Here is a 24,180-nt window from a genome sequence, read left to right as displayed (position 1 = left end):
CGGCCGGGCCGGCCGCTCGGCGCGGCGGCGGCGCCTTGGGCCGAACGGGCGGCGGTCACTGCTCGCCGGTCTCCAGCAGGGTGCGCAGCACCTTCTCGTCGTCCGGGCCGGGCCGGCCGACGAACCGGGCGAGGACCGTCTCGCGGTCCGCGTCGCGGTCGAGTTCGGTGTGCACGCGCGCAGGAGAGCCGTGTCCGAGGTGAGCAGGCCGGTGCGGTCGGTGCCGGTCAGTGCGGGCCCGTGCCGCGACGCCGGCGGGGGGTGACGGCGGCCCGGCGTGTGCAGTGGTCGGCGACGGTGTCGGCGAAGACCCGGGCGAGTGGCGCGAGGGCGTCCCAGCGGCGCACCGCCCAGCCGACGGGCAGCGGGGGCAGGTCGGGGATCGGGATCAGCCGCAGACCGCCACCGTCGCCGGTGTCGCCACCGCCACCGGGAGCAGGCCTGCCGGGCAGCGCGGGCAGGCCGGGCAGGGCGGGCACCACGGCGTGGCCCAGGCCCAGCTCCGCCAGCAGGAGCCCGGTGTCCCAGTCGGCGACGCCGGTGTCGGAGCTGGTGCGCACCCCCAGGTCGGCGAAGGCGGCGTCGAGCAGTGCGCCCGAGGTGGAGTTCCGCGGCAGCCGGATGAGGCGGATGCCGTCCAGGTCGGCCACGCCGACACGCGTCCGCGCGGCCAGCGGATCGTCGGCGCGGACGGCCAGCACCCAGGGCAGGCTGACGACGGGGCGCTGTTCGATGCCGTGCACCGGGCTGCCGATGGTGACCCAGGCGAGGTCGAGGTTGCCGGCGGCGAGGGCGTCGAAGCAGCCGCTGGTGGACGTCTCGGTCCGGAACTCCAGGCTCACCTTGGGATGGCTCCGGCGGAAGGCCACGATGGCCTCGGCCATGAAGTGCCGCACGGTCGTGCCGCCCGTGGTGACGCGCACGGTCCCGCCGTCGCCGTTGACGAGGTCGCCGAGGCGCCGCAGCGCCAGGTCCAGGCCGGCGATGCCGTCCGCGGCGGCCTGCCACAGGACCCGGCCCGCCTGGGTGGGCACGACACCTCGCGGCCGCCGCTCCACAAGGCTCACGCCGGTCTCCCGCTCCAGCCGCTTCACGTGCTGGCTCACCGCCGACTGCGTGCACCCCAGGTCCCGGGCCACGGAACTGAGGCTTCCGGCCCGGCACACGGCCGCGAACACCCGCAGGTCGTCCAAGGTCATGGCCTCCAAGGTACAGCTTGGGTGTCGGGAGAATTCCCCAGGATTGACTGGGGTACCTCACGGCGCGAAGATCGTCACCGGGCCCGAGGCGGCAACCCGCACGGGGCCTTCGCGAGGAATCCGGACCCGCGAGGGCGTCGCGCGGGTGCCGACCTGCCATACCCGGCGCCGCCGACCGCGCCGCGCCGTCTTCTCCTCGACTCCTGAACCGACCTCGCCGGAAGGGCACTTCGCCATGACCGTCACCGCACCACCTCCCGAGCGCACCGGCTCAGGTCCCTGGAGGGTGGCCGTCCTCGGGCCCGGTGGGGTCGGCGGGCTGCTGGCCGCGCTGCTGGCCCGGGCCGGGCACCGGGTGATCTGCGTGGCGGGACCGGCCACGGCCACCGTCCTGCGCCAGGACGGAATCCGCGTGACGAGCCCGCAGTTCGGTGACTTCACCGCACCGGTGGACGCCTGCGCCGAGCTGCGCGAGCCGGTCGATCTGTGCCTGGTGACGGTCAAGAACACGCACCTGGAACAGGCCCTGGAACGGGTCCCGCCCGCGATGCTCGACGGCGGACTCGTCCTGCCCCTCCTGAACGGCGTCGACCATCCCGCCCGGCTGCGAAGGCACTTCCGGGATCAGCGGGTGGTGGCGGGAGCCATCCGGGTGGAGGCGACGCGTGCGGCACCCGGCAGGGTCGAGCACGGCAGCCCGTTCACCCGGATCGACCTGGCGGGAGCGCCGGAAGGGCTGCGGGAACTGGTGGCGGTCCTGGGGTCCGCGGGGGTGACCACCGGTGTGACCGAGGACGAGACGGCGCTGCTGTGGGGCAAGTTGACCGCCCTCGCGCCGCTCGCGCTCCTCACCACCCGCTACCGGACGACCATCGGTGACCTCCGCACGACCCACCGCGACGAGCTGACCGGCCTGCTCCGGGAAGCGGCCGCCGTGAGCGCGGCCTGCGGCGCCCCCGCCGATGTCGCGGCGGCTCTGGCGCTGTACGACGCGTTCCCGCCCGGTGCCAGGTCGTCCATGGAGCGGGATGCCGGGGCCGGACGCCCGCTGGAGCTGGACGCCATCGGCGGCGCACTCCTGCGCGCGGCCCGACGGCACGGTGTCGCCGTTCCCGTGGCGACCAGGATCGTGGCGGAACTGAGCTGAGCCGAGTGGACTCGGTCGAGTGGGGGGGAGTCGGGTGGAGCTGAGCCTGGCTTGGCCGGTCCGCGTCCGCGTTTCCTACACTCACCGGATGAACTCCTACACGTGCACGCAGTGCGGCACCGTCGGTCTCATGGACGGTTTCATCGAGGACGCCGGTGAACACTCGAGGGGCTACGCGCGCTGGATCGAGGGCGCGTTGGAGCGGGGGGTCTTCGGAGGGGCCAAGCGGATGGGCCGGCCACGCAGGCAGATCGAGGCGTACCGCTGCCCCACGTGCGGCCACCTCGAACTCTTCGCCACCGGCGAGGTGTAGCCCCGCTCACCCGGTCCGGAGGGGTCTGCCCGGCTCGGTGTCCTTGCGCGTGCGCGCACCGCGTGACCCTGCCTCAGGTCCGGCGGCGGCCGCCGACAGCAGGGTCGCCGCCGCCAGGGTGCCCCACAGGGCGGTCGGGCCAAAGGGTGCGAGGGTGGTGATGACCGCCGGGGAGACGGCGAGGCCGAAGCCCGTGGAGAGCTGGAAGCGGGCGAGGGCGCGCCCCAGGAGGTGGGCCGGGGCGAGGACGGTGACGAGTGCGGTGGCGCTGCCGGCGTAGACGATCTCGCCCAGGGTGCAGACGACGGCGACCGCGGCGACGGCCGGCGGACCCCAGCGGTGTCCCAGCGAGGTGGCCGCGAGGAAGCCGAGGTAGGAGGCGGTGAGGACCAGGCCGGCGAGCGCCAGCACGGTCCGCCGGGAGAAGCGGGACATCAGGACGGTCACCGGGACCTGGAGGGTGACCACCAGCACCGTGTTGGCCACGAAGACGGCCGCCGGCCACACCGGGGACGCGTGCAGCTGGGTGACCAGGATCAGCGGGAGCGCGACCTCGGGGACGTTGAGGCAGAAGACGTAGATCACGTTGGCGGCCAGCAGCCCGCGCATCCGGGGTGCGGGCCCGTCGGTCCCGCCGTCGGCCGGGGAGGCGGCGGGAGCCGCGCGGAGGCGGACGGACCGTGCCAGGGCCGCCGCGGTGAGATAGGCGAGCCCGGTGGCGGCGGCCAGGGCCCGCAGGGCGGACGTGCCGCCCGTGAGGCACGCGGTGGCGAGCAGCGCGCCCGCGCCGAGACCGGCGTTGCGCAGGGCGCGGCCCGCGGCGAGGGCGGCGTCGCGTTCCCGGCCGTGGGCGACCGTCGCCACGAGCGCGGCGTGGGCGGCCGGCCATGCCTGGTTGCCGATGCCGAGGAAGAGCGCCGCCGCCCCGAACAGCCAGGCCTGACCGGCAGGAGCGGCCAGCAGCAGCGCCACGCCCAGGACGCGTACCAGCATCGACGCCGCCACCACCGCGCTGCGCGCGCCCCGGTCCAGCCGGCGGCCCACCGCGGGCATGCACACCAGACCCGCGACGACACCGGCCGTCATCGCGGTGCCGGTGACCGGCGCGGACAGCCGCAGCACCGTCACCCCGTAGAGCAGCAGGAAGGGGCGCAGCAGGCCGGTGCCGAGCGCGTCCACGGCCAGGGCGACGGCGTATCGGGGGCCGCCAGAGGCGCGGACGAGGGCCCGGGGCCGGATCGTGGTGGTGGTGGTGGTCGTGGTCGTGGATGCCATGGCGTCCACGGTGCGCCGGGGCGGCGGGCGGGCCGCGTCGGTTGACGGACACCGTCAATCGACGCCGTCACGGGCCGCCTTGTCGGTGATGATGACGGGATGACGCTGAGGATCGACATCAGCGGTCTGCCCGCCGAGCGGGTGCGGTTCGCCGCCTCCCCGCTGGCCGAACTGACCGCGATGCTGCACGTGCTGGCCGAGCCCGGGCACCATCCGCAGCTGGCCGGCTGGGCCGGTGACGTCTGGGCGGGGCTGCGGCCGGAGCTGGCCGAGCGGCTGCGGGAGGCGGAGTTCCTCTGGCGTTCCTCGCAGGCCGACTTCCTGATACCCGCCCGGCCCCGGCCGACCCTCGCCGAGGAACTGGACGACGTGGACCGGATCGACGACGAGCGGTACGTGACGGCCGCGCTGGTCACCACGTGCGGCAGCAGCCGGGTCCACTTCCCCGCGTCGTCGCCGCTGACCGACGCGGACGCGCGTGAGCGGGCTCTGGACGTGGCCCAGGCGCGGGGCGCGCCGCAGGAGGCCTTCGCGGAACGGCTGCTCGCCGATCCGGCCGCGGTGCGGGCCCGGGTGCGCGACACCCTGGAACAGTGTGCCGACGCCTTCTTCACCGCCGCGTGGACGGGTCTCACCGCCCAGCTCGCCACCGATCTGCGCCTGAAGAACGACCTGTTGAGGCGGCAGGGCATCGCGGCGGCGCTCGCGTCGGTCTCCGGCGCCGTCACCCTGGCTCCGGACGGCGACTGCGTCGTCGTGGACAAGCTCCAGGACAAGGCGACCACCGCGCACGGCACCGGGGTCACCTTCATCCCCACCGTCTTCGGCCGCCCGCACCTGGTGGCGGTGCACACGCCGGGCTGGCAGCCGGTGGTGCAGTACCCGGTGGCCGAGCCGGGGCCGGCCGGGCCGGTGCCGCTGGAGACGGTCTCGCTCCGGCTGGAGGCACTCGCGCATCCGGTACGGCTGCGTCTGCTGCGCACCCTGGCCCGCGGCCCGCACACCACCGGTGAGCTGGCGCACGCCTGGGAACTCTCGCCCCCGGAGGTCTCCCGCCACCTCGCCGTCCTGCGGCGCGCGGGCCTGCTCACGGCCCGGCGGCGCGGCCGCTACGTCCGCTACACCCTCAACCTGCCCGACGTGAGCGCACTGGGCACCGACCTGCTGGCGGCCGTCCTGCGCTGAGCCGGGCCGGGACGCCCGCCCGGTCACGCCCGTCCGCCGCACGTCGTCCGGTACGCGCGCTCGTGTGCACGTTCCCGCGCGCCCTCATCGGGGCTGTCCGGAGCGCACGAGTGCCGCGATCAGGTCGACGTAGTGCGGATGGGCCAGTCCCAGCTCGCCCAACTCCCCCGGGGAGAACCATCCGATGGCGTCGTGCTCCCGGGGTGCGGCGTTGACCGGGTGGCCGGCCCAGTCCCGGACCGTCCAGATACGCATCTCGGCATCGCCCGTCGTGAAGTGCGCGACGGGTGGTTCCGTCGGCCGGTCGATGTCGATGCCCAGTTCCTCCCGCACCTCCCGGGTCAGCGCGTCCTGAGGCGTTTCGCCGTCCTCGACATGGCCGCCCACCAGATCCCAGCTGCCCGGGTACCAGCGCCGGGTGGGAGCCCGGTGGCAGAGCAGAACCCGCTCGTCGCGGATGAGGAGTGCGGCGACCAGTTGGACTTTCCCCGGCTGACCGCCACTTCCGTCGACCGAATGGGACACGGGGTCACGCGCCTCTTTGCCTGGGCAACTGGTACAGCACATCCAGATGGGATTCGACCACACAGATCATGTTCAGGTGCCGGTTGAACCTGTAGTACACCCGGGTGAGCCTGTCGTGCTTGAAGTCGTCGCCCTGAACCGTGCCCAGCGCGCTGCGCAATTGGGACGTGATGAACTGGTTCACCCAGAAACATTCACCATTGCGCTCGCGCAGGATGCGCGGGTGATGACTTTGATTGGGGCGGGTGCCTTGGATGGCCGGATTGGGATGGTAACAGAATCGCCCGCTCAGATCCATGGCGGCGACCGTGATGTCCCAGGGAAATCGATTCCTGGAACCGCCCACCATCTCGCCGGCCGCGAAATCGTTCTGATACTGCGCCAACTGTTCGAGCAGAACTCTTTCACTTCTTATGCTTACCATATCGTTGAAGAAGTGCTGTATTTCCACCTGCCGCTCGTCCCAGCGGGCGTTCAGCTTCCGCATCACGTTCATTCCGACGGGGTCGACCGCCAGGCGCTCGGCCAGCTCCTCCTGCGCCTCCCTGTTCGCCTCCCGGGCCACCCGGATCAGGCGGTCCCCGTCGACCAGGATGCTCAAGGTGGTGACGCCCACGACGAGAAGCGTCATCGCCGGGATCCTCTCCTTGAGCCAGGGGAGTCCATCGATGGCCCCGGTGAAGTCCAGCACCGAAATGGCGACCGACACGAAGACAGCCATGCCCAGAGTGATCTTGTCGAATGCCGACCTGTGCTGCACCAAGGCCCCCCAGCTTCCACGGACAATGCCTCACGCATCGCCCCGGAGCAGGCCGTACCTGCCCCGGGAGTGTTCGAGCATGAGGGCGTACATGCGCTCCAACTCCTCGCCCCTCGCGCGGTCCGGCCAGGGAGGCAGGTCACGGGGGTCCTTCTCCGGCACCTTCCCGAGACCCTCGCTGGCCAGGACGCTGCGGTGGATGTACTGCCTCTCCGGGTGATCCAGTGGGCGATTGAAGCCGTCCCGCAGCCGGCCGCCCGCGTCACCGCCGAACGCGATCCGCCAGTCGATCATCTCGCGGGTGTACGGAATACCCAGCCTCGCGCAGACGCCGGCCAGCAGGCGCTCGGCCCTGGTCTCGTCCATGAGATCCTCGTGCGCCAGTACATAGGTCGTCGAAGGCGCCACGGTGCGGATGTATTCGAACGTCTCCTGTAAATAGGACATCGCGAGATGGAACAGGCCCAAGCTGCCCCAGCCCACGGGTATCCCCTTGTCGCGCACGATACGGACCCAGTGCCCGGTGACCACTTCGTCGGTGGTGCTCGTCAGATAGCGCGTCATGTCCTGCCAGGACTGCCAGATCAGCCGTGGGTGCCGGATGAGAAAGACATGATGCAGCTTCCGCAGGAAGGCCGGGCGCTCGGCACCCATGGGATAGACCGGAATGGTGCACAACTCCGGGGTGTACTGGCCGATGCTGTGTTTGATGACCCGCACCCGGGTGGCCGGCGTGAGCGGCCGCTCGAAGTAGTGCGAGTGGTCCGCCACGCCGGTCGACTCGAAGACGTACTTCCCCGGATCCTTGAACAGTTCGGTCTCCGGGTGGTTCAGGAATGCGTGACTCAGCGCTGTGGTGCCACTTCTGTTGAGCCCGACGATGACCAGAGTGGGACGAACGGCCGGATCGCGCACGAGACCCCCCTTGTGTTCGTGCGCGTCAGCCTAGCCCGGTGCCGCGGACCGCGACAGTGAATCCGACCGCACCGGCTCGGTGCACAGGCCCCCGGCCCGGGACGGAATTCCGGGCCGGGGGCCTCGCGGTCACTTCAGGTAGGGACCGTCCGTGCCGATCCTGCCGGGGCCGTTCAGTACGTACACCCGCAGATTGCCCTTGCCGGGCGCCGCGACGGACAGGGAGCCGTTGGTGACGGTCTTCACCGCGCCCGTGACCGCGTCCGTGTAGGTGCCGTTCGGGATTCCGGTGAAGGTGGCGCCCCCGGTGACGGTGACCAGGGCGAAGCTGTCCGTGTCACCGCTGGTGTAGCGGCGCTTGAACGCCATCTGGCCGGTGATGCCGTCGGTGGAGTACTGGCCCGTCTGGAGGGCCGGGATGGCCCGGCGGATCTGGTTGAGCCGCTGGACGTGCTTGACCAGGGGCTGCGCGAGCGTGGTGGCGACCGCGCCGCTCGCCGCGTCCGCCGTGCCGAACTCCGAGGCGGTGACGGTGCCTTCGAGGTGGTCACCGTAGTAGGCCCGGCCGGTGCTCGCCAGCGGGCAGGTCGGTCCGCAGTCGATCTGCTTGCCGGCCTGGAACTCGATCTCGGAGCCGTAGTAGAGGGTCGGGATGCCGCGGAAGGTCCACATCAGGGCCATGTTCTCGGCCCAGGCGTCGGTGCCTCCGGCGTAGCGGGTGCTGGACTTGTTGGGGCCGTAGTCGTGGCTGTCGACGTAGACGACGTTGTAGGTGGCGTCGTTCACGCTGTCGTCGGAGTCCTTGCCGTTGTCGTAGGCGTTCGGCGCGTCCCCGAAGTTCATGTGCATGCGCATGTCGATGATGTTCATGCCGGAGAACTGGCTGTGGTCCGGGGTGTGGTAGGTGTTGCCGGTGAGGAAGGCGTTGGTGGAGGTCGGCTGGTTGCCGGTGCCGAGCTGTTCCTCGTAGGTGTACTGCTCGAGCGCCGCGGCGGTGTCGTCCGCGCTGTACGCCTTGCGTTCCTTCCAGGTGTAGAACTGCGCCGAGTGGTTCACCGACCCGCGGTTCCACTTGTCGTTGACGAAGGCGGCCACCTCACCGAAGACGAAGAAGTTCTGGGCCGCCCGCGCACCGAACCGCTGGGTCACGCGTTCCTGGATGGCGGGCAGGAAGCGGCGGTTCCAGGTGACGCGCGGGATGTGTACCGCCGTGTCGAGGCGGAAGCCGTCCACGCCCATGTCGATGTACTTGTCGTAGGCGCCGATCAGATAGTTCTGCACGGGTGTCGACTCGGTGTCGAAGTCGGCGAGGTCTTCGTGCAGCCAGCAGGAACGGGAGTCCTCACCCTCCCAGTTGCCGATCCAGCACTGGTGGTAGTAGGCCTTCGGGAACATGCCCGACGTGGGGCTCGGCCACTGGCAGTTGTAGAGGGTGTAGCCCTCGGCGCTCCGGCCGCCGGTGGGCTTGCCCCAGTTGACGCAGGTGTTGCCGGTCGGTTCGGCGGTGGACCACAGGTCGCCGTTGTAGTACGACTTCCCCGACTTGGGTTCGACGGTCAGGCCGTCGTACTCGAAGCCGTCGTTCTTCTCGTCGTAGTACCAGCTCCACTGGGCGTCCCTCACTCCGTACACGGTCGGGGTGAACAGCCCCTTGGCGCCCCAGCGGGAGCTGTGGTTGTAGACGACGTCCTGGTAGATCTTCATGCCCTTGGCGTGGGCCGCGTTGATCAGGTCCTGGTAGGAGGCGCCGGCCGACTCCAGGCGGGGGTCGACCCGGTAGAAGTCGTAGCCGTGGTAGCCGTGGTAGTCGTAGTCCGAGCGGTTGAGGACGACCGGGGTGATCCAGACGGCCGAGAAGCCGAGCGCCTTGATGTAGTCGAGCTTGTCGACCAGGCCCTTGAAGTCGCCCCGGAACATGGGGTCGCCGTTGGCCGCGTTGCCCGACTTGGCGTGCTGGCTGCCGCCGCGGTTGTTGGAGCTGTCGCCGTCGTAGAAGCGGGCGGTGAGGACGAAGTAGATCGGGTCCTTGCGCGGGTCGGTGCCCAGCGGGGTGCCGGCCGCCGGGGCCGCGGCCTTCTCCCCGGTGGTCGCGGTGGCCGCGGCCGAGGCGGGTGAGGTGTTGCCGGCCGCGTCGACGGCCTTGACCCGGTAGGTGTAGGTCGTCCTCTCCTCCAGTCCGGTGTCCGAGAACACCGTCGAGCCGACGTCCGTGACGGTCGTCCCCTTGGTGCCGCCGCTGCGGGTGACCTGGTACTTCGCCACGCCCTTGTTGTCGGTGGCGGCGTCCCAGCGCACCACGACCGAGGTGTTGGCGGCACTCGCCGTGACCTTGGCGGGCGCGGTCGGCGGTTCGGTGTCCGGGGCCTGGGCCGCGCACGGGTCGGCGGCACCGGTGGTGATCGTCCGGTCCTTCACCGTCGTGGTGCCGGCCGGGAGGGTGTAGTCGGAGCCGTTGTTGTTGTCCCAGACGCCGTTGCCGTTGTTGAACGCGGCCCTGAGGGAGGTGGCCGTGCCGATGTCCAGCTTCTTCTTCCACCAGCCGGTGCAGGCGGCTTCCATGCCGGCGCCGGGGACGGCGGTCCAGGAGCCGCCGGCCGGGGCGTAGTGGAGGTTGGCGGTGGTCCAGCCGCTGGTGGCCGTCGAGTAGTAGACGGTCGCCTCGTTGCCGGATCCCGTGCCGGTGCCGGTGCCGGCGCACGGGTCGCTGTGGGCGATCACGCCGTCCTTGACGGTGATCGTGCCGGTGCCCAGGGCGTAGTTGTTGCCGCCGTTGTTGTCCCAGGTGCCGCCGCCGTTGTTGAAGGTGGCCTGCAGGCCGGTGGCCGGGCCCAGGTCGACGGTCCGCTTGACCCAGTCCGTGCAGGCGGTCTCCATCCGGGCGCCCGGGACGGTGGTCCAGGCGCCGCCGTCGGGGGCGTAGTGCAGGTACGTGGACGACCAGTTCTTGGTCTTCGTGTAGTAGAAGACGGTCGCGGTGTTCGCCGTGTCCGCGGTGGTGCGCAGCGACGCCGGACGGGGCTCCGCGGGACTCGTGCCCGTCAGCAGTCCGAGGAACACGGCCGCCGTGGCACCAGCGGCCAGCGGGCGGCGGAGCAGACGTACGGGGGTGCGCTTCGGTGGCGGTGTCGGGGTGCGTCTCATGGCTCTCCCGGTGGGGTGCGGGGACGGACGTGCGGGTGGTGTGCGAGAAGGCGCTGAACTGGACGGCACGGAGGACGTACCGGCGGAGGCACGCGTGCGCGCGCGTACGCGTGCGGGCAAGGGGTGGGCCCGGCGGCGTACGGCTGGAAGAAGAACCGGTAAGTTCCTGCAAGTTCTTTCAACCGGGGAAGCTACCGGGACATGACAGTGGCGTAAAGACGTCGGGAGGAACCTGGGACACGAGACGGTGGCCTGCCGGTCCGGGAGGGAAGAACGGCTGAATGAACCGGACCCACATCAGGCCCCTGCGGCGGCCCTGCCTGCGCTTCGACGGCTGGATCGCCGGCCTGGGCACCTCCTCCGGCTGGCGCATCGTCCTCGGGCACTGGCCACGCTCGTCGTTGGGCCCCTTCAGCGACGTGATGCTCGAACGGACCGGCGGGGAGCGGCTGCTGCTGGCCCCGACCCAGGAGACGGTGAGCTTCGTCAGCGGCACCTACACGTTCGACACCACGCGCCTCGTCCCGGTCGACGTCGAGGTCGCCGACCGCACCTGGAACGTCACCGCGGGTCCGCTCCGGCTGGAGTTCACCACCGGCCCGCGACCGCCGCTGGGCTACCTGCTGCGCGCCGTGCCCCCCGTGATCGCCCGCCGGCCGGCGTGGAGCGCGCTGACCGACCGGATCGCCGCTCGGGTGCTGCCCGGGGTGCGTACGCGCGGCAGCGCGGGCGGCGGCCGCGAGGAGTACTACGGGGCACAGGACCTGCGGCGCATCCTCACGGCGCGGGCCACCTTCGACGGCTTCGACCTCGGCGGACTGGCACCCGTCGAACCACCGGTGCGCTTCGGGTTCGGCTCCGTGCCCGCGAGGCCCGCCCTCACCCGGGTCACGACGACGGTGTTCCTCGGCACCGGTCGGGGGGCGGGCGGGGCCAGGCCGTAGGGTGCCCGTCCATGCAGCTGATCGAGGTATCCGCCCTCATCACGGCGGTGGGCCCGCGCGACGGGCGGCGGCTGCCGGTCCGGCGCTCCGACGTGATCGGGTTCTTCCCGGACCAGGCCGCCTCACCGGCGCCGGCCTTCTGCCGGCGCTGGTACCGCCAGGTGCGGTAGACCCGCCGCCCGGCGGCGCCTGTCCGCTCACGCGCGAGTGGGGCCCGGCCGCACTCGGCCGGGCCCCACTTCCGCGTTCAGCGCGGCGTCGTCACTGAGACGTCCGCGCCTACCAGCGGTACCAGCGACCCCTGCGGCCGCCGCTGCCCGCGGGCCGCACCACAAAGCCCAGCAGCCACACGGCCAGGACGATCACCGCGACCCACCACAGCGCCTTCAGCGCGAAGCCCGCACCGAAGAGGACCAGGGCCAGCAGAAGAACCAGAAGCACGGGAACCATAGTCATCAACCTCCTGACCACCGGATGCCCTTACTTCAGCCCTACAAGCCCACAAAACGCGGGTTACTTCCCCCAGTTGCAGGGCATGAGCGCGTCCCGCGACACCGGCGTCCGCCCCGCCGCATCGGCCTGACGCCGGGGCCGTGAACCGGCAACCGCGCCCCGCCGCCCGGTGTTTACCACCGCCGTGAGGGGTCATCCGCTCCCCCAGCACCTGATGCCGGCAACAGAGGATGGTGAGCTGCATGTCCGCCAGCGAGAAGGCCCGTGCCAAGGCCGAACAGGCAGTCGGCAAGGCCGCCCAGGCAGCCGGCCGCGCCACCGGCAACAAGAAGCTGGTCGCCAAGGGCCACGCCGCCGAGGTCGCGGGCCGGGCCCGGGAGGCCAAGGAGAAGGTCAAGGACACCGGCCGGCACTGACCGGCGAGGAGCACCCGAACCGTTCCCGGGGGGCGGACCTTCCTTGCGAAGGTCCGCCCCCCGGCGCATGCCGGGGTGGCCGCCCGCGTCCGCGTCGGCGGGTCAGCGCGGGCCGTCCCCGGGTCTGCGTCCCCACGCCGTGAGCATCCCTGCCGACAGCGCGGCGCATTCACCGGAATCCAGATAGCGCACCGCCGCGTCGACGGCCGCCTCGTCGACCAGGCCGGTGGCGACCATCGCCGCCCTGCTCCGCTCCCAGGTGTCCGCCCAGAAGCGGCTGATGGCACTGCCCGGCAGCAGCGGCGGCACATGCATCTCCGCGGCGACGGGCGCGAGCCCCGCGGCGCGCAGCAGGTGCGGGTACGACGGCACCCAGGAGACATCGGTCCCGATGCTGTCGCGCAGGCCCTGCCACATCGCCCGCATCGCCACGGTGTAGGGCGTGTCCGGCGTCCGGTCGCTCGTCAGGTCGACCGCGTCGCTGAGCACCAGCACACCGCCGGGCGCGACGCGTTCGGCCAGGGCCGCGATCAGGCGCCCGGGGTCGGGCAGGTGCATCAGCACGAAGCGCGCGTGGACGAGCCCGAACCGGCCGGGGACGCCGTCCGGGGCGGTGATGTCGGCCTCCAGCACCTCGAGGCCGGCGACGGGCCGCTCGCGCAGGAACCGCACGTCGCGGTCCACGGCGAGGACGCTCGCCACCCCGGCCTCCTCCAGCAGCCGCCGGGAGACGGTGCCCGTCCCGGCGCCCACGTCGAGGCACCGCCACCCCGGGCCGACGCCGAGCGCCCGCAACCGCGCAATGGTGAGGTCGTCGTAGGCCAGGGCGCCGAGGTCGATCCGCTCGCCCTCGCCCGCCTGCTCGGGGCGGAAGACGGCCTCGCCGTAGCGGCCGCCGTCCGCCGTGTCCCCGCGCGGACCGGCGCTCACCTCGGCCCCGGTACTGTCCCGGTGCGGCCGGGTGCTGCGTACGCGTCGGGCAGTCTCATGGCCGGACCTCTTCACGCGGTGGGGCGGTGCCGGGCGGCCCCGTCCCGGGCCGTCGCCCCACCGATCCTCCACCGGGGACCGCCCGCGCGGCCGAGGCGCGCCGCGCCTGCGCCGATCGGCGCAGCGGTACGCGCGCCCCGGTGTCCGGCGTCACCGCGGCCGCCGATGGTGGGGCGCGCCCGTCCGGGTGCGAGAGTGAGGCGGTGACCGCCGGGCATGCGCTTGTACAGGCCGGACCGGCGCCCGGCGAAGCGTTATATGTGCAGAAGGAGTTGCGGCGTGATCCTCGAGACCGTACCGGAAGCCCCGGACCAGGGTGACAGATTCGACGCGTCGGCCCGCAAGCAGCGGCTGCGCCGCCGTCTGGAGCGACTGATCGGGGTGGCCGCCACCGAGGGCAACGACCTCGTCCCGCTGCGCAACGGCGACGAGATCTTCCCCGCGATGCTCGGGGCGATCCGTTCGGCTCGGTACACCATCGACATGATGACCTTCGTGTACTGGCGCGGTGAGATAGCCCGCGAGTTCGCCGCCGCGCTCGCCGACCGCGCCCGTGCCGGGGTGCGGGTGCGGCTGCTGCTCGACGGTTTCGGCGCCCGGCAGATCGAACAGGACCTGCTGCACCTGATGGACACGGCGGGCGTGCAGGTGGCGTGGTTCCGCAAGCCCGTGCGCCTGTCGCCGTTCAAGCAGAACCACCGCTGCCACCGCAAGGCCCTGATCGTCGACGAGCACACCGCGTTCACCGGCGGTGTCGGCATCGCGGAGGAGTGGTGCGGCGACGCCCGCAACCCCGGCGAGTGGCGGGACACCCACGTCCAGGTCCGCGGACCGGCCGTCGACGGTGTCGCCGCCGCGTTCGCGCAGAACTGGGCCGAGTGCCACGACGAACTCTTCGACCACCGCGACCGGTTCACCGAACACGCTCAGGCGGGCTCGTCGGTGGTGCAGGTGGTGCGCGGCTCGGCCAGCATCGGCTGGCAGGACATGCAGACCCTCATCCGGGTCATGCTGACCTCGGCCGAGGAGCGGTTCCGCCTCGCCACCGCCTACTTCGCCCCGGACACGTACTTCATCGACCTGCTGTGCCGCACCGCCGAGCGCGGGGTGCACGTCGAGATCCTGCTCCCCGGACGCCACACCGACCAGCGTGCCTGCCAGCTCGCCGGGCAGCACCACTACGCGCGGCTGCTGCGCGCGGGCGTGCACATCCGGCAGTACCAGCCGACCATGATGCACGCCAAGATCATCACGGTGGACTCGGTCGCCTCGCTCATCGGCTCGACCAACTTCAACCGCCGCTCCATGGACCACGACGAGGAGGTCATGCTCGCCGTCCTGGACGAGACGTTCACCGCCGAGCTCGACCGCGACTTCGACGCGGACCTCGAGCGCAGCGTGGAGATCGACCTGAACCGCTGGAGCCGGCGCCCGCTGCCCCAGCGCGTCAAGGAAGCGGCCGTCATCCCCGTCCGTCGTTTCCTCTGAGGAGCGGGCGGCCACCGCGGGACCGCCCGGACGAGCCGCGTACCGCCGGGGCTAAGATCGCGGCCATGGCCCTGACTGCGAGCGACGTGGACCGGTTCGAGGCGTGCAGGCCCCGCCTGGAGGCCATCGCCTACCGCATGCTCGGTTCCGCGAGCGAGGCCGAGGACGCCGTGCAGGAGACGTTCCTGCGCTGGCAGGCGGCCGACGTCGCCCGCGTCGAGGTCCCCGAGGCCTGGCTGACGAAGGTCCTCACCAACCTGTGCCTGAACCAGCTCACCTCCGCCCGGGCGCGGCGCGAGACCTACGTGGGCCAGTGGCTTCCCGAGCCGCTGCTCGCCGGTGACCCGATGCTCGGCCCGGCCGAGACCGCGGAACAGCGCGAATCGGTGTCGTACGCGGTCATGGCCGTACTGGAGCGGCTGTCCCCCGGTGAGCGGGCGGTGTACGTGCTGCGGGAGGCCTTCGGCTGTCCGCACCGGGAGATCGCCGAGATCCTGGACCTGACCGAGGCCGCCAGCCAGCAGATCTTCCACCGCGCCAAGAAGCACGTCGCCGAGGGCAGGGCCCGGGCGGAGATCGACGCGGCCGCGGCCCGGCGGGTCGTCGAGGAGTTCCTCGCGGCCGCCACCAGCGGCCGTACCGAACCTCTCGTCCAGCTGCTCACCCAGGACGCCGTCTCCATCGGTGACGGCGGCGGGAAGGTGCCGGCCCGTGCCAGGGCGGTCGAGGGCGGCGTCGCGGTCGCGAAGTTCCTGCGCGGCCTGTTCAAGCCGAGCAGGGCCAAGCTGGCCATGTTCGGCGGGTCGGCCGAGGTGTACACCGCCACCGCCAACGGCGGGCCCGCGGTGGTGGTGGTCGTCGGCGGCCGGGTCATCGGCGTCATGTGCCTGGAGATCACCGCCGAGGGCATCGCGGTGCTCCGCAACCAGGTCAACCCCGACAAGCTCGAACGCGCGACCGCGCGGTGGGCGGCCGGTGACCACGGCGACCCGGTGCTCATCACCCTCTGACCTGCATGTGAGGCACGTCACATCGCCGTCCTGTCAGGAAACGGTGGGCCGTCCGGTTCAAGGGGCGAGCCCACCACAGACAGGAGCCACGCAATGCAGCACCGCATCATCGTCCTGGGAGCCGGATACGCCGGGACCGTCGCCGCGGGCCGCCTCGCCAAGCGGCTGCGCCCCGAGGACGTCGCCATCACGCTGGTCAACGCCGAGCCGGACTTCGTCGAGCGCGTGCGGCTGCACCAGGTCGCGGCCGGTCAGGACCTCACGCCCCGGCCCCTCGCCGAGATGTTCGCGGGCACCGGCGTCGAGGTGCGGATCGGGCGGGTCACCGCCGTGGACGTGGACCGCAGGACGGTGACCGTCGAAGCGGCGCACGGCACGGCGGAGGCAGCGCGGGAACTGCCGTACGACACCCTCGTGTACGCGCTCGGCAGCCGCTGGGACGACCAGGGCGTCCCCGGCGTGGCCGAGCACGCCGACGACGTCGCCGGCCGCCCCGGGGCGCTCCGGCTGCGCGAGCGCCTGGCCCGGCTGGACGCCGGCCGGCCCGTTGTCGTGGTCGGCGGCGGCCTCACCGGCCTGGAGGCCGCGACCGAGATCGCCGAGGCCCGCCCGGACCTCGACGTCGCCCTCGCCGCCCGCGGCGCCCTCGGCGACTGGCTCTCGCCCAAGGGCCGGCGGCACGTGCGCGAGGTGTTCGGCCAGCTCGGCATCACCGCGCACGAGCACACCGCCGTCACCGCGGTCGAGGCCGACCGGGTGGTGACCGCCGACGGCGCGTCCCTCCCGGCCGCGGTCACCGTGTGGACGACCGGCTTCGCCGTCCACCCGATCGCCAGGGCCAGCGCCCTGGAGGTCACCGACTCGGGCCGGATCGTGGTCGACGGGACCATGCGCTCGGTCTCCCACCCGGACGTCTACGCCGTCGGCGACGCGGCCCTGGCCATGGGCCCCGGCGACAAGCCGCTGCGGATGTCCTGCGCCACGGGCACCCCGATGGCCTGGCAGGCAGCCGACGCCATCGCGGCGCGCCTGACCGGCGGCAAGCTCCCGGAGGTGACCCCGCGCTACTTCAACCAGTGCGTCTCGCTGGGCCGCCGGGACGGCCTGATCCAGTACGTCACCGCCGACGACCGCGCGGTCCGTCACGCGCTGACCGGCCGCCCGGCCGCCGTCTACAAGGAGCTGATCTGCAAGGGCGCGGCCTGGTCCGTCGCCAACCCGACGCTCGGCCTCCCCACCCGCCGCCGCCGCGTCGTCGGGCAGCCGGCCCCGGCACCGGCCGCGCCGGCCGAGACGGCGGCCTGAAGCGGCGACGGCCGGAAGCGACGACGTGACGGGCGGGGTGGCCGGCGCCATGGCGGTGGTCAGGCCGGTCCGGGTCGGCCCTCCCCGGCGGCCAGGTCCAGCAGGAGCTTGGCCGCGACCGTCGCCCCGTCGGTGCGGATGGTGCCGGCCACTGCCCTTGCCCGCGCCCGGGCCTCGGGGGTGAGGGCGGTGGCGAGCACGGCCGACAGGGATCCTGAGGTCGGGACCGGACCGTCGTGCGCCGCGCCGATCCCCAGTTCCGCCACGCGGGCGGCCCAGTGCGGCTGGTCCACGATCTGCGGGACGATCACCTGCGGGGCGCCGGCCCGGGCGGCCGTCGTCGTGGTGCCCGCGCCGCCGTGGTGCACGACGGCGGCCACGCGGGGGAACAGCGCCTGGTGGTTGACCTCGCCGACGACGAAGCAGTCGTCCCGCTCGTCGGCCGGGGCCAGACCGGCCCAGCCACGGGCGAGCACCACCCGGCGCCCCCGCGCGCGGACCGCCTCGACGGCCACCTCGGCGAGGTCCTTCGACAGGTGCGCGGCCATGCTGCCGAAGCCCACGTACACCGGTGGCTCACCGTCGTCCAGGAACGCCTCGAGGCCGTCCGGGAGCGGGCGTTCGTCCGGCAGGAGCCACGCCCCGGTCTGCACGAGGTCCAGCTCCGTCATCTTCTCCCACGGGGCCAGCACCGGGTCCGCCGCGAGCCACGGCCGGCCGGTGAGGACGTGGTCGCGGACGTTGTCCACCGGGGGCAGACCGAGCGCCGCCCGGTGCCGGTTGAGCGACTCCGCGTACAGCGCGTTCACCCGCTGGGCGTCCTGCTCCCACAGCACCTCGAGGTCGGTCTCGTCCGCCGGGGACGGCGTGCCGGGCCGCGCCGACGGGCGGAAGTGCCGCGAGGGCAGTCCGAAGGGATGGAAGCAGGCGCAGACGTACGCGATGCCCAGCTTCTCGGCGACCGAACGGGCGCCCGCGGGCATCAGACCGGTCGTGAGGAGTGCGCCGCTCCCCTGGGCCGCGGCGCCGAGCGTCTCGAACCGCGCGGCGACCAGCGCGGGCGCGAGCTGGAACGCGTCCCGCCCCGTCGGCGGCCGCTCCCCGGTCACCAGCGAGCGCACCGACGGACCGAGCGGGATCAGTTCCACGCCGACACCGGCCAGCAGCGCCACGAACTCCTCGTCGGGCGGCGCGCACACCCGTACCTCCGCGCCGAGTTCGCGCAACCGCAGCGAAAGCGCCGCGAGCGGCTCGACGTCCCCGCGCGATCCCCACGTCGACAACACCACACGCATGTCGTGAATCCCCCATATCCGCAGGTCCTGGTCTCGGCCGCCCATCTTGGGGTACGACGGGGGCCTTGCCGCAAGCCCCCCTGTGCGCTATAGCTTGTCAGTGGCGGGGAGAACCGATCTCCCTGCCTTTGCTTGTGTCTCCTCCCTCCTCTCCCTGCCTTCGCTTGTCTCCTCGCCGCCGCTGCGGCCGGGCCTCGTCCGTGTTTCGCGGATCAGCGGCCGGCAGCGGGTGGAAACAGCCGCCGACGGGGGACTCGGGACCCGGCCTGCGGGCGCACCACGACCGACCGCGGCGGGTTCGAAGGAGATGACCCCACATGACGGCCTCGATCACCGAGCTGGACTTCGCGGCACTCGGCGGCGCCGGCAGCATCCTCGTCCGCCAGCGCCGCGACCACGCCGAACTCGGCGCCATGATGAGCCGCTACCGCGACGCCCGCGAGGCGCCCGGGCAGCGGAAGGGGACGTGGCAGGACATCGTGCAGCTGGTGTTCAGCCACGCGTTCGCCGAGGAGACCGTGCTGTGGCCCGTGCTGCGCCGCGTGTGCCCCGAGGGCGAGGGACTCACCGCGCGCGTTGAGGAGGAGCACCAGGCGATCAACGAGCTGATCGCGCAGGTGGAGCGGGTTCCGGACGACGCCCGGCGGGAGGAGTGGGTCCGGGAGGCGTTCGACCTGATCTCGCAGGACATCCGCGACGAGGAGGACGAACTCCTGCCCTGTCTGCGCGCCGCGTTCAGTGACCGGCAGCTGCGGCGGATCGGCACGGCCTGGGAAGCGGTCCGGGCGACCGCACCCACGCACCCGCACCCCGGCGTCTCCCGTCGCCCGCCGGGCAACGCGCTCAGCGGCCTCCCCCTCAGCGCCTACGACCGGGTGCGCGACCTCCTGCCGGCCACCGACGCGACCGGACGGCGTACCGCCCTGATCGTCGCCGGTGTCGCCGCCGCGGCCGCGATCGTCCTGGCGGGGAGCGCCGTCCGACGCCGGCAGCGGCGGTGACGCCGGCGGCCTGCCCGCCCGGCGCCGGCCTCAGGGCAGGTCCTCCTCGGCGACGTCGTCGTCGAGCGTCAGCCGTACGCCGCCGAAGCGTCGCGACGACACGGTGCAGATTCGGGCGGCCAGCGCGGCCACCGCTGTTCCCAGCAGCACGCCCAGCATCACCAAGGCACCGACGAACAGCAGTCCCGGGTTCGGGGACAGCCAATCGGGGTCCACGAGACTCCACACGGACCAGACGACGGCGAGCACGGCCATGACAGCGGTGCCGAGGCCGAGCAGCAGCAGGAAGCTCATCGCCGTCAGGGACCGGCCGTTGATCCGCGCTATGCGACAGCGCGTCTCCCGGACGTACGGGGCACGGATCGTCGCGGCCGGCGACTGATCCTCCCGTGTGCGCTGGGCACGTGGGACGGCGGCCAGGTCCAGGACGCCGATTTCCGCGGGCGGCGCGGCGGGGCGTGCCCGCGCGGACCGCTTCCCCGGGGGCAGATCCCGGACAGGGCGTGCGCGCGCTGTTCGGCCACGGTGGACGCTCCCCTTCCCTCCGGACCGCCTGGCGGCCGCGGCCGCACGCCGTCTGCGCCGAGCTGAACCCATGGACTACCTCCCGCCAGATGAGCCCGGACCGAGCCCGGTGGGACAGGCACGCCCAGCGGGCGGCGGGAACCGTCACGGACTCGTTCGGCCGGGCCGACGTCGGCGCACGCACGGCCCACGGACGCTCGTCCGCCGGCCCCGGGCCTGCGGCCTCCTCGCGGTGGCCGCTCCGCCCGTCCCGTGCACGCCTTCGACGGTAGGCACCGAGCGGTGATCATGCATCCGGAGGAGCGGCCGACCCGCCCCGGGGCCCGCATATGCCGGGGCCATCACCCGAATGGCCCGCGCCGGACGGTGTGCTCCACCTGGGTGAGGTCTTCTGGACCATGTACAGCATTCCTCGCAAGGAGGTCCGCGATGTACGAGATGCGCCCCGGACCCGATGAACTCGGCACCACCGTGGTGTGGCACATCATCGCCAGGAAGGCACTGGCCGCCCTGTGCGGGCAGGCACTCGGCGACACCACACACACCGGGACGTCCCACAACGCCCGCCACTGCGCGCCATGTATGGCCTCCTTCGCGCACCAGATGATGGAGCGCTCATATCCGGCGATGAGAAAGGAATGGACGACCAACCCGTCCCGGCAGGCCACGAGTTCGGCCACGGCCTCGGACAACTGAACCGTACCGACGGGCAGTGACGGCGACCGGTCGCTTCCGGTACCCGGCGATCGCCCGCTCCCCTCCCTCCCCCCGACACGTGCGCAGGGCCCGGCCGTTCACCGGCCGGACCCTGCGCACGCGATACGTTCTCGAGCCGGATCTCAGCTCGTCGTCATCACCGTCATCACCGTCATCACCGCGACGTCATCACCATCGGTACCAGCGGCCGCGGCTGCCGCCCGCGTTCGTGGAGCGCATGACGAAGCCCAGCAGCCACAGCACCAGAACGACGACGGCGATCCACCAGAGAATGTTGACCGCGAAGCCGGCGCCGAAAAGGATCACGGCGAGAAGCAGAACCAGAAGCAGGGGAACCATAGTTATCGACCTCCTGCACCGGCGTCTGCCCTGCGTTTCCCCGCTCATGCACGGAACCGCGCTTTGTTTGTGCGCAGAAAGCCGGGGCAGGAGGCCAATACCGCAACAGCGGAACAGACACGACGAGGAGGCGCGTTCCATGACTGCCAGCGAGAAGGCCAAGGCGAAGACCGAGCAGGCCGAGGGCAAGGCCAAGGAGGCCATCGGAAGCGCCGTCGGCAACGACCGCATGGCCGCGGAGGGTCAGGCCCAGAAGAGCACGGGGGACGCCCGAGAGGCCAAGGAAAAGACCAAGGACGCGTTCAAGCACTGACGCGACCGGTGTCCGCCGGATATTCCGGCCCACCGAATGGCCGGTGTGTCGAATGGCCCCACTGACATCGCGCAATTGCCGAAGGGCCTTCCCGGATTCGTTCCCGGAAGGCCCTTCGCGCGTCCGGGCATCGGAGCGGGCGGCCCGGGTGCGGCCTTTGGTGGCGGGACGGGGTTCGAACTAGGGGTGAACATCCGTGATCCGGTCGGAACTTATCCCCCGCCTCGCTAGTTCCCACGGTGCTGTAGATGTCGAGGGGGCGCCGGGCCGTCGTAGGGGCGGGGCGGGCTCCCGGCCGATCGCAAGGAGTGCTCATGGCCCTGTGGGACCGCATCAAGGATTCCGCTTCCCAGATGCAGACGCAGCTGGTGGCGAAGAAGAACGACCTCAAGAGCGGTGCCTTCCGCGACGCGAGCATGGCGATGTGCGCCCTCGTCGCCGCCGCCGACGGCAGCATCGATCCGACCGAGCGGCGCCGCGTGGCCCAGCTGATCGCCACCAACGAGGTGTTGCAGAACTTCGACGCCACCGACCTCCAGAAGCGCTTCGACGCCAACCTCGACAAGCTGACGGCCGACTTCGACTTCGGCAAGGTCAGCGTGTTGCAGGAGGTCGCCAAGGCGAAGAAGAAGCCCGCCGAGGCCCGTGCCGTCATCCAGATCGGCATCGTCATCGGCGGCGCCGACGGCGACTTCGACAAGACCGAGCAGGCCGTGGTGCGGGAAGCGTGCTTCACCCTCGACCTGCCGCCCCACGAGTTCGATCTCTGAGGCCGCGCCCGGTCGCACACGCGGCGGTCAGTCGAGTGCCGTGCCCGTCTCCTCGGCCAGCGTCCGCAGAAGACGGTCCTGGAACGCCTCGTCGTGGACCGCGGGGTGGGGCTGCCGCAGTTGCTGGTGATACCAGTAACCGCCGCTGGTCAGTGCCTCGGGGGCGGTACTGGTGACGAGCCACTCCTGAGTCCGGTGGCCCAGTTCGAGATCGTCCGGTGCGCCTGGTCCGCCCATCCTGGTCGGCACCCAGCCCGGGTCAACGGCGTTGCTCAGCAGGCCGGGGCGCAGCCGGGCCACCGCCGCCGCCAGCGCCGTGACGTAGAGCTTGCTGTCGGCGTACGAGCCCGCGTGCCGGCCGCGCCAGTCGACCCCGTCGAGTGAGGGGTGGCCGCTGTAGTGCGAGCCGCTGCTCAGGTACACCAGTCGGCACACCCCGCCGAGCAGGGCTGTGAGCAGGTACGGCGCGACGATGTTGACCGGCATGACCGCGGGCCCCCGGTACACGCCGGCGTTGTGGATGACCGCGTCCAGCGGCCCGGTGCCGTTCAGCTCGGCGGCGACGCGCCGTACGGCCTCCGGCCGCGTGAAGTCGCCGACGACCAGCTCCGCCCCGCGTTCGACCAGTGCGTCCAGGGCGGTCGCCCGCTCCTCGTTCCGGGCGTGCACCACGACGGCGTGGCCCGTGGACAGCAGGGCCTGCGCGGCGGCTCGCCCGAGGCCGTCCGCGGAACCCGTCACCAGAATGCGGCTCACGAGCACATCCTCCAGTCGTTCGTCCGGTGGCGGCGGTGCGGCGTCCACCCGTCCGCACGCGGGCCTGTCCGTACCTCGACCGTACGGCCTGCTCGCGGCGGGCGGGACGCGTCAGCGGTGTACCAGCGGTACACCTGTCGTCGATGACTCGTTGCCATCGCGGAAAAAGGGTTACCTGGAGGGCGTGGCACTCTCCGCCGCGGCACGACGCGCCCGGTGCGGGGCGTGCCCGTCCGGGGCGCGTGCCGAGGACGGCGCGACGGCCCTCGGACGCCCGGTACCCACCCGCGGGCGGGCGGGAGCGGCCCGGCCCGGCCGCACCCGTACCAGCGGTCCGCCCCCAGACGTAAGGAAGCACCTCATGCGCGGAGCAGTGATCCACGCCCCCGGCGACGTCCGCTTCGAGACCCTGGACGACCCGAAGATCCTCAACCCCACCGATGCGATCATCCGCACGGCCGTCACCTGCGTGTGCGGCTCCGACCTGTGGCCCTGGCGCGGGCTGGACGCGACCGAGGAGGCCCACCCGATGGGCCACGAGTACGTCGGTTTCGTGGAGGAGGTCGGCAGCGAGGTCACCGCGGTGAAGCCGGGCCAGTTCGTCGTCGGTTCGTTCGCCACCTCGGACAACACCTGCGCGAACTGCCGCAACGGCTTCCAGGCCAACTGTCTCAACCGCGAGTTCATGAGCACCTGCCAGGCCGACTACGTGCGTATACCCAACGCCCAGGGCACCCTGGTCGCCACCGACGAGGTGCCGGGCGAGGAGTTCTGGCCGGGCCTGCTGGCCGTCTCGGACGTGATGGGCACCGGCTGGTGGGCCGCCGACGCGGCCGAGGTCGGGCCGGGGTCCACCGCCGTGGTGGTCGGTGACGGCGCGGTCGGCCTGTGCGCGGTGATCGCCGCGAAGGAGAGGGGCGCGGAGCGGATCATCGCGATGAGCCGTCACGAGTCCCGGCAGAAGCTCGCCCGGGAGTTCGGCGCGACCGACATCGTCACCGAGCGTGGCGATGAGGGTGTCGCGCGGATCAAGGACCTGACCGACGGGATCGGTGCCGACGCGGTGCTGGAGTGCGTCGGCACCGCCGAGTCCATGCAGCAGGCGCTGCGCTCGGCACGGCCGGGCGGCAACGTCGGCTTCGTCGGCGTCCCCCACGAGGTGCGCATCGACGGCCAGGAGCTGTTCTTCTCCCACGTCGGCTTGCGCGGCGGACCCGCGCCCGTGCGCCGTTACCTGCCCGATCTGATCGAGCGTGTCCTGTCGGGCCGCATCGACCCGGGCAAGGTCTTCGACCTGACCCTGCCGCTGGAGCAGGTCGCCGAGGGCTACCGGGCCATGGACGAGCGCCGCGCCATCAAGGCACTCCTCAAGCCCTGACCCTGCCGGCATCGACCTGG

Annotated in this window: 26 protein-coding genes; 14 read left to right on the top strand and 12 right to left on the bottom strand. The window is 72.2% G+C overall.

What is annotated here, in order from left to right:
• Positions 1 to 227: 227 nt before the first annotated feature.
• Positions 228 to 1,199, bottom strand: a complete 972-nt coding sequence (locus ACZ6CZ_RS06415; protein ID WP_469015577.1) for a LysR family transcriptional regulator — start codon at positions 1,197 to 1,199, stop codon at positions 228 to 230.
• Positions 1,200 to 1,434: 235 nt separating this feature from the next.
• Between ACZ6CZ_RS06415 and ACZ6CZ_RS06410 the strand changes: the two genes are divergently transcribed.
• Both ACZ6CZ_RS06410 and ACZ6CZ_RS06405 read left to right on the top strand, forming a co-directional pair.
• Positions 1,435 to 2,346 carry a ketopantoate reductase family protein gene (locus ACZ6CZ_RS06410; RefSeq protein WP_469015575.1) on the top strand — a complete coding sequence of 304 codons (912 nt, stop codon included), beginning with the start codon at positions 1,435 to 1,437 and terminating at the stop codon, positions 2,344 to 2,346.
• Between the two features lie 88 nt (positions 2,347 to 2,434).
• A complete protein-coding gene (locus tag ACZ6CZ_RS06405; RefSeq protein ID WP_469015572.1) occupies positions 2,435 to 2,659 on the top strand; it encodes a hypothetical protein in 225 nt (74 codons plus the stop codon).
• Positions 2,660 to 2,665: 6 nt separating this feature from the next.
• Here ACZ6CZ_RS06405 and ACZ6CZ_RS06400 read toward each other — a convergent pair whose 3' ends face one another.
• Positions 2,666 to 3,934, bottom strand: a complete 1,269-nt coding sequence (locus ACZ6CZ_RS06400) for an MFS transporter (protein ID WP_469015570.1) — start codon at positions 3,932 to 3,934, stop codon at positions 2,666 to 2,668.
• A 99-nt stretch (positions 3,935 to 4,033) separates the two neighbouring features.
• On the opposite strand from ACZ6CZ_RS06400, the gene ACZ6CZ_RS06395 reads away from it, so the two are divergent.
• Positions 4,034 to 5,119 (top strand): DUF5937 family protein, encoded by a 1,086-nt coding sequence (locus ACZ6CZ_RS06395; protein ID WP_469015568.1) that lies wholly within the window; start codon positions 4,034 to 4,036, stop codon positions 5,117 to 5,119.
• An 84-nt stretch (positions 5,120 to 5,203) separates the two neighbouring features.
• On the opposite strand, the gene ACZ6CZ_RS06390 is transcribed toward ACZ6CZ_RS06395, so the two are convergent.
• From ACZ6CZ_RS06390 to ACZ6CZ_RS06375, 4 genes are all read right to left on the bottom strand, one after another.
• Positions 5,204 to 5,644 carry an NUDIX domain-containing protein gene (locus ACZ6CZ_RS06390; protein ID WP_469015565.1) on the bottom strand — a complete coding sequence of 147 codons (441 nt, stop codon included), beginning with the start codon at positions 5,642 to 5,644 and terminating at the stop codon, positions 5,204 to 5,206.
• A 4-nt stretch (positions 5,645 to 5,648) separates the two neighbouring features.
• Entirely contained in the window at positions 5,649 to 6,365 is a 717-nt protein-coding gene (locus ACZ6CZ_RS06385) for a hypothetical protein (RefSeq protein WP_469015563.1), read from the bottom strand.
• A gap of 69 nt (positions 6,366 to 6,434) precedes the next feature.
• Entirely contained in the window at positions 6,435 to 7,319 is an 885-nt protein-coding gene (locus tag ACZ6CZ_RS06380; RefSeq protein ID WP_469015561.1) for a hypothetical protein, read from the bottom strand.
• 129 nt (positions 7,320 to 7,448) lie between these two features.
• Positions 7,449 to 10,460 (bottom strand): carbohydrate binding domain-containing protein, encoded by a 3,012-nt coding sequence (locus ACZ6CZ_RS06375; RefSeq protein ID WP_469015558.1) that lies wholly within the window; start codon positions 10,458 to 10,460, stop codon positions 7,449 to 7,451.
• 281 nt (positions 10,461 to 10,741) lie between these two features.
• On the opposite strand from ACZ6CZ_RS06375, the gene ACZ6CZ_RS06370 reads away from it, so the two are divergent.
• Together ACZ6CZ_RS06370 and ACZ6CZ_RS06365 are read left to right on the top strand one after the other, a co-directional pair.
• Complete coding sequence (locus tag ACZ6CZ_RS06370; RefSeq protein ID WP_469015556.1) at positions 10,742 to 11,404, top strand: hypothetical protein; 663 nt, start codon at positions 10,742 to 10,744, stop codon at positions 11,402 to 11,404.
• A gap of 11 nt (positions 11,405 to 11,415) precedes the next feature.
• Complete coding sequence (locus tag ACZ6CZ_RS06365; RefSeq protein WP_469015553.1) at positions 11,416 to 11,574, top strand: hypothetical protein; 159 nt, start codon at positions 11,416 to 11,418, stop codon at positions 11,572 to 11,574.
• Between the two features lie 109 nt (positions 11,575 to 11,683).
• Here ACZ6CZ_RS06365 and ACZ6CZ_RS06360 read toward each other — a convergent pair whose 3' ends face one another.
• Complete coding sequence (locus ACZ6CZ_RS06360; RefSeq protein WP_469015550.1) at positions 11,684 to 11,854, bottom strand: hydrophobic protein; 171 nt, start codon at positions 11,852 to 11,854, stop codon at positions 11,684 to 11,686.
• A 245-nt stretch (positions 11,855 to 12,099) separates the two neighbouring features.
• Here ACZ6CZ_RS06360 and ACZ6CZ_RS06355 point away from each other — a divergent pair, with 245 nt between their 5' ends.
• Complete coding sequence (locus ACZ6CZ_RS06355) at positions 12,100 to 12,273, top strand: CsbD family protein (RefSeq protein ID WP_469015547.1); 174 nt, start codon at positions 12,100 to 12,102, stop codon at positions 12,271 to 12,273.
• Between the two features lie 102 nt (positions 12,274 to 12,375).
• Here the strand turns inward: ACZ6CZ_RS06355 and ACZ6CZ_RS06350 are convergent, their stop codons facing one another.
• Complete coding sequence (locus ACZ6CZ_RS06350) at positions 12,376 to 13,203, bottom strand: methyltransferase domain-containing protein (protein ID WP_469015544.1); 828 nt, start codon at positions 13,201 to 13,203, stop codon at positions 12,376 to 12,378.
• A 339-nt stretch (positions 13,204 to 13,542) separates the two neighbouring features.
• Between ACZ6CZ_RS06350 and ACZ6CZ_RS06345 the strand changes: the two genes are divergently transcribed.
• The 3 genes from ACZ6CZ_RS06345 (at position 13,543) to ACZ6CZ_RS06335 (ending at position 17,066) form a co-directional block, all read left to right on the top strand.
• Positions 13,543 to 14,751 (top strand): phospholipase D-like domain-containing protein, encoded by a 1,209-nt coding sequence (locus ACZ6CZ_RS06345; protein WP_469015541.1) that lies wholly within the window; start codon positions 13,543 to 13,545, stop codon positions 14,749 to 14,751.
• A gap of 65 nt (positions 14,752 to 14,816) precedes the next feature.
• Entirely contained in the window at positions 14,817 to 15,761 is a 945-nt protein-coding gene (locus ACZ6CZ_RS06340) for an RNA polymerase sigma-70 factor (protein ID WP_469015538.1), read from the top strand.
• Positions 15,762 to 15,854: 93 nt separating this feature from the next.
• Entirely contained in the window at positions 15,855 to 17,066 is a 1,212-nt protein-coding gene (locus tag ACZ6CZ_RS06335) for an NAD(P)/FAD-dependent oxidoreductase (RefSeq protein WP_469015536.1), read from the top strand.
• 59 nt (positions 17,067 to 17,125) lie between these two features.
• On the opposite strand, the gene ACZ6CZ_RS06330 is transcribed toward ACZ6CZ_RS06335, so the two are convergent.
• Entirely contained in the window at positions 17,126 to 18,361 is a 1,236-nt protein-coding gene (locus ACZ6CZ_RS06330) for a glycosyltransferase (RefSeq protein WP_469015534.1), read from the bottom strand.
• A 317-nt stretch (positions 18,362 to 18,678) separates the two neighbouring features.
• Here ACZ6CZ_RS06330 and ACZ6CZ_RS06325 point away from each other — a divergent pair, with 317 nt between their 5' ends.
• Positions 18,679 to 19,362 (top strand): hemerythrin domain-containing protein, encoded by a 684-nt coding sequence (locus ACZ6CZ_RS06325; protein ID WP_469015531.1) that lies wholly within the window; start codon positions 18,679 to 18,681, stop codon positions 19,360 to 19,362.
• A 30-nt stretch (positions 19,363 to 19,392) separates the two neighbouring features.
• Here the strand turns inward: ACZ6CZ_RS06325 and ACZ6CZ_RS06320 are convergent, their stop codons facing one another.
• A complete protein-coding gene (locus ACZ6CZ_RS06320) occupies positions 19,393 to 19,656 on the bottom strand; it encodes a hypothetical protein (RefSeq protein ID WP_469015529.1) in 264 nt (87 codons plus the stop codon).
• A gap of 660 nt (positions 19,657 to 20,316) precedes the next feature.
• Between ACZ6CZ_RS06320 and ACZ6CZ_RS06315 the strand changes: the two genes are divergently transcribed.
• Positions 20,317 to 20,583, top strand: a complete 267-nt coding sequence (locus ACZ6CZ_RS06315; protein ID WP_469015526.1) for a hypothetical protein — start codon at positions 20,317 to 20,319, stop codon at positions 20,581 to 20,583.
• Positions 20,584 to 20,772: 189 nt separating this feature from the next.
• Here the strand turns inward: ACZ6CZ_RS06315 and ACZ6CZ_RS06310 are convergent, their stop codons facing one another.
• On the bottom strand, positions 20,773 to 20,943 hold the full coding sequence (locus ACZ6CZ_RS06310) for a DUF5670 family protein (protein WP_469015524.1): 171 nt from the start codon (positions 20,941 to 20,943) through the stop codon (positions 20,773 to 20,775).
• A 139-nt stretch (positions 20,944 to 21,082) separates the two neighbouring features.
• Here ACZ6CZ_RS06310 and ACZ6CZ_RS06305 point away from each other — a divergent pair, with 139 nt between their 5' ends.
• Entirely contained in the window at positions 21,083 to 21,256 is a 174-nt protein-coding gene (locus ACZ6CZ_RS06305) for a CsbD family protein (protein WP_469015521.1), read from the top strand.
• Between the two features lie 314 nt (positions 21,257 to 21,570).
• Positions 21,571 to 22,026, top strand: coding sequence for a tellurite resistance TerB family protein (locus tag ACZ6CZ_RS06300; RefSeq protein ID WP_469015518.1), 456 nt, complete (start codon positions 21,571 to 21,573; stop codon positions 22,024 to 22,026).
• A 27-nt stretch (positions 22,027 to 22,053) separates the two neighbouring features.
• Here the strand turns inward: ACZ6CZ_RS06300 and ACZ6CZ_RS06295 are convergent, their stop codons facing one another.
• Entirely contained in the window at positions 22,054 to 22,782 is a 729-nt protein-coding gene (locus ACZ6CZ_RS06295; RefSeq protein ID WP_469015515.1) for an SDR family NAD(P)-dependent oxidoreductase, read from the bottom strand.
• Between the two features lie 361 nt (positions 22,783 to 23,143).
• Here ACZ6CZ_RS06295 and ACZ6CZ_RS06290 point away from each other — a divergent pair, with 361 nt between their 5' ends.
• Positions 23,144 to 24,160 (top strand): zinc-dependent alcohol dehydrogenase family protein, encoded by a 1,017-nt coding sequence (locus tag ACZ6CZ_RS06290; RefSeq protein WP_469015512.1) that lies wholly within the window; start codon positions 23,144 to 23,146, stop codon positions 24,158 to 24,160.
• Positions 24,161 to 24,180: the final 20 nt, after the last annotated feature.

This window comes from Streptomyces sp. NPDC041135 (genome assembly GCF_055592085.1).
The sequence above is the reverse complement of the archived record's forward strand: the minus strand, read 5'-3'. Positions and strand labels throughout refer to the sequence as shown.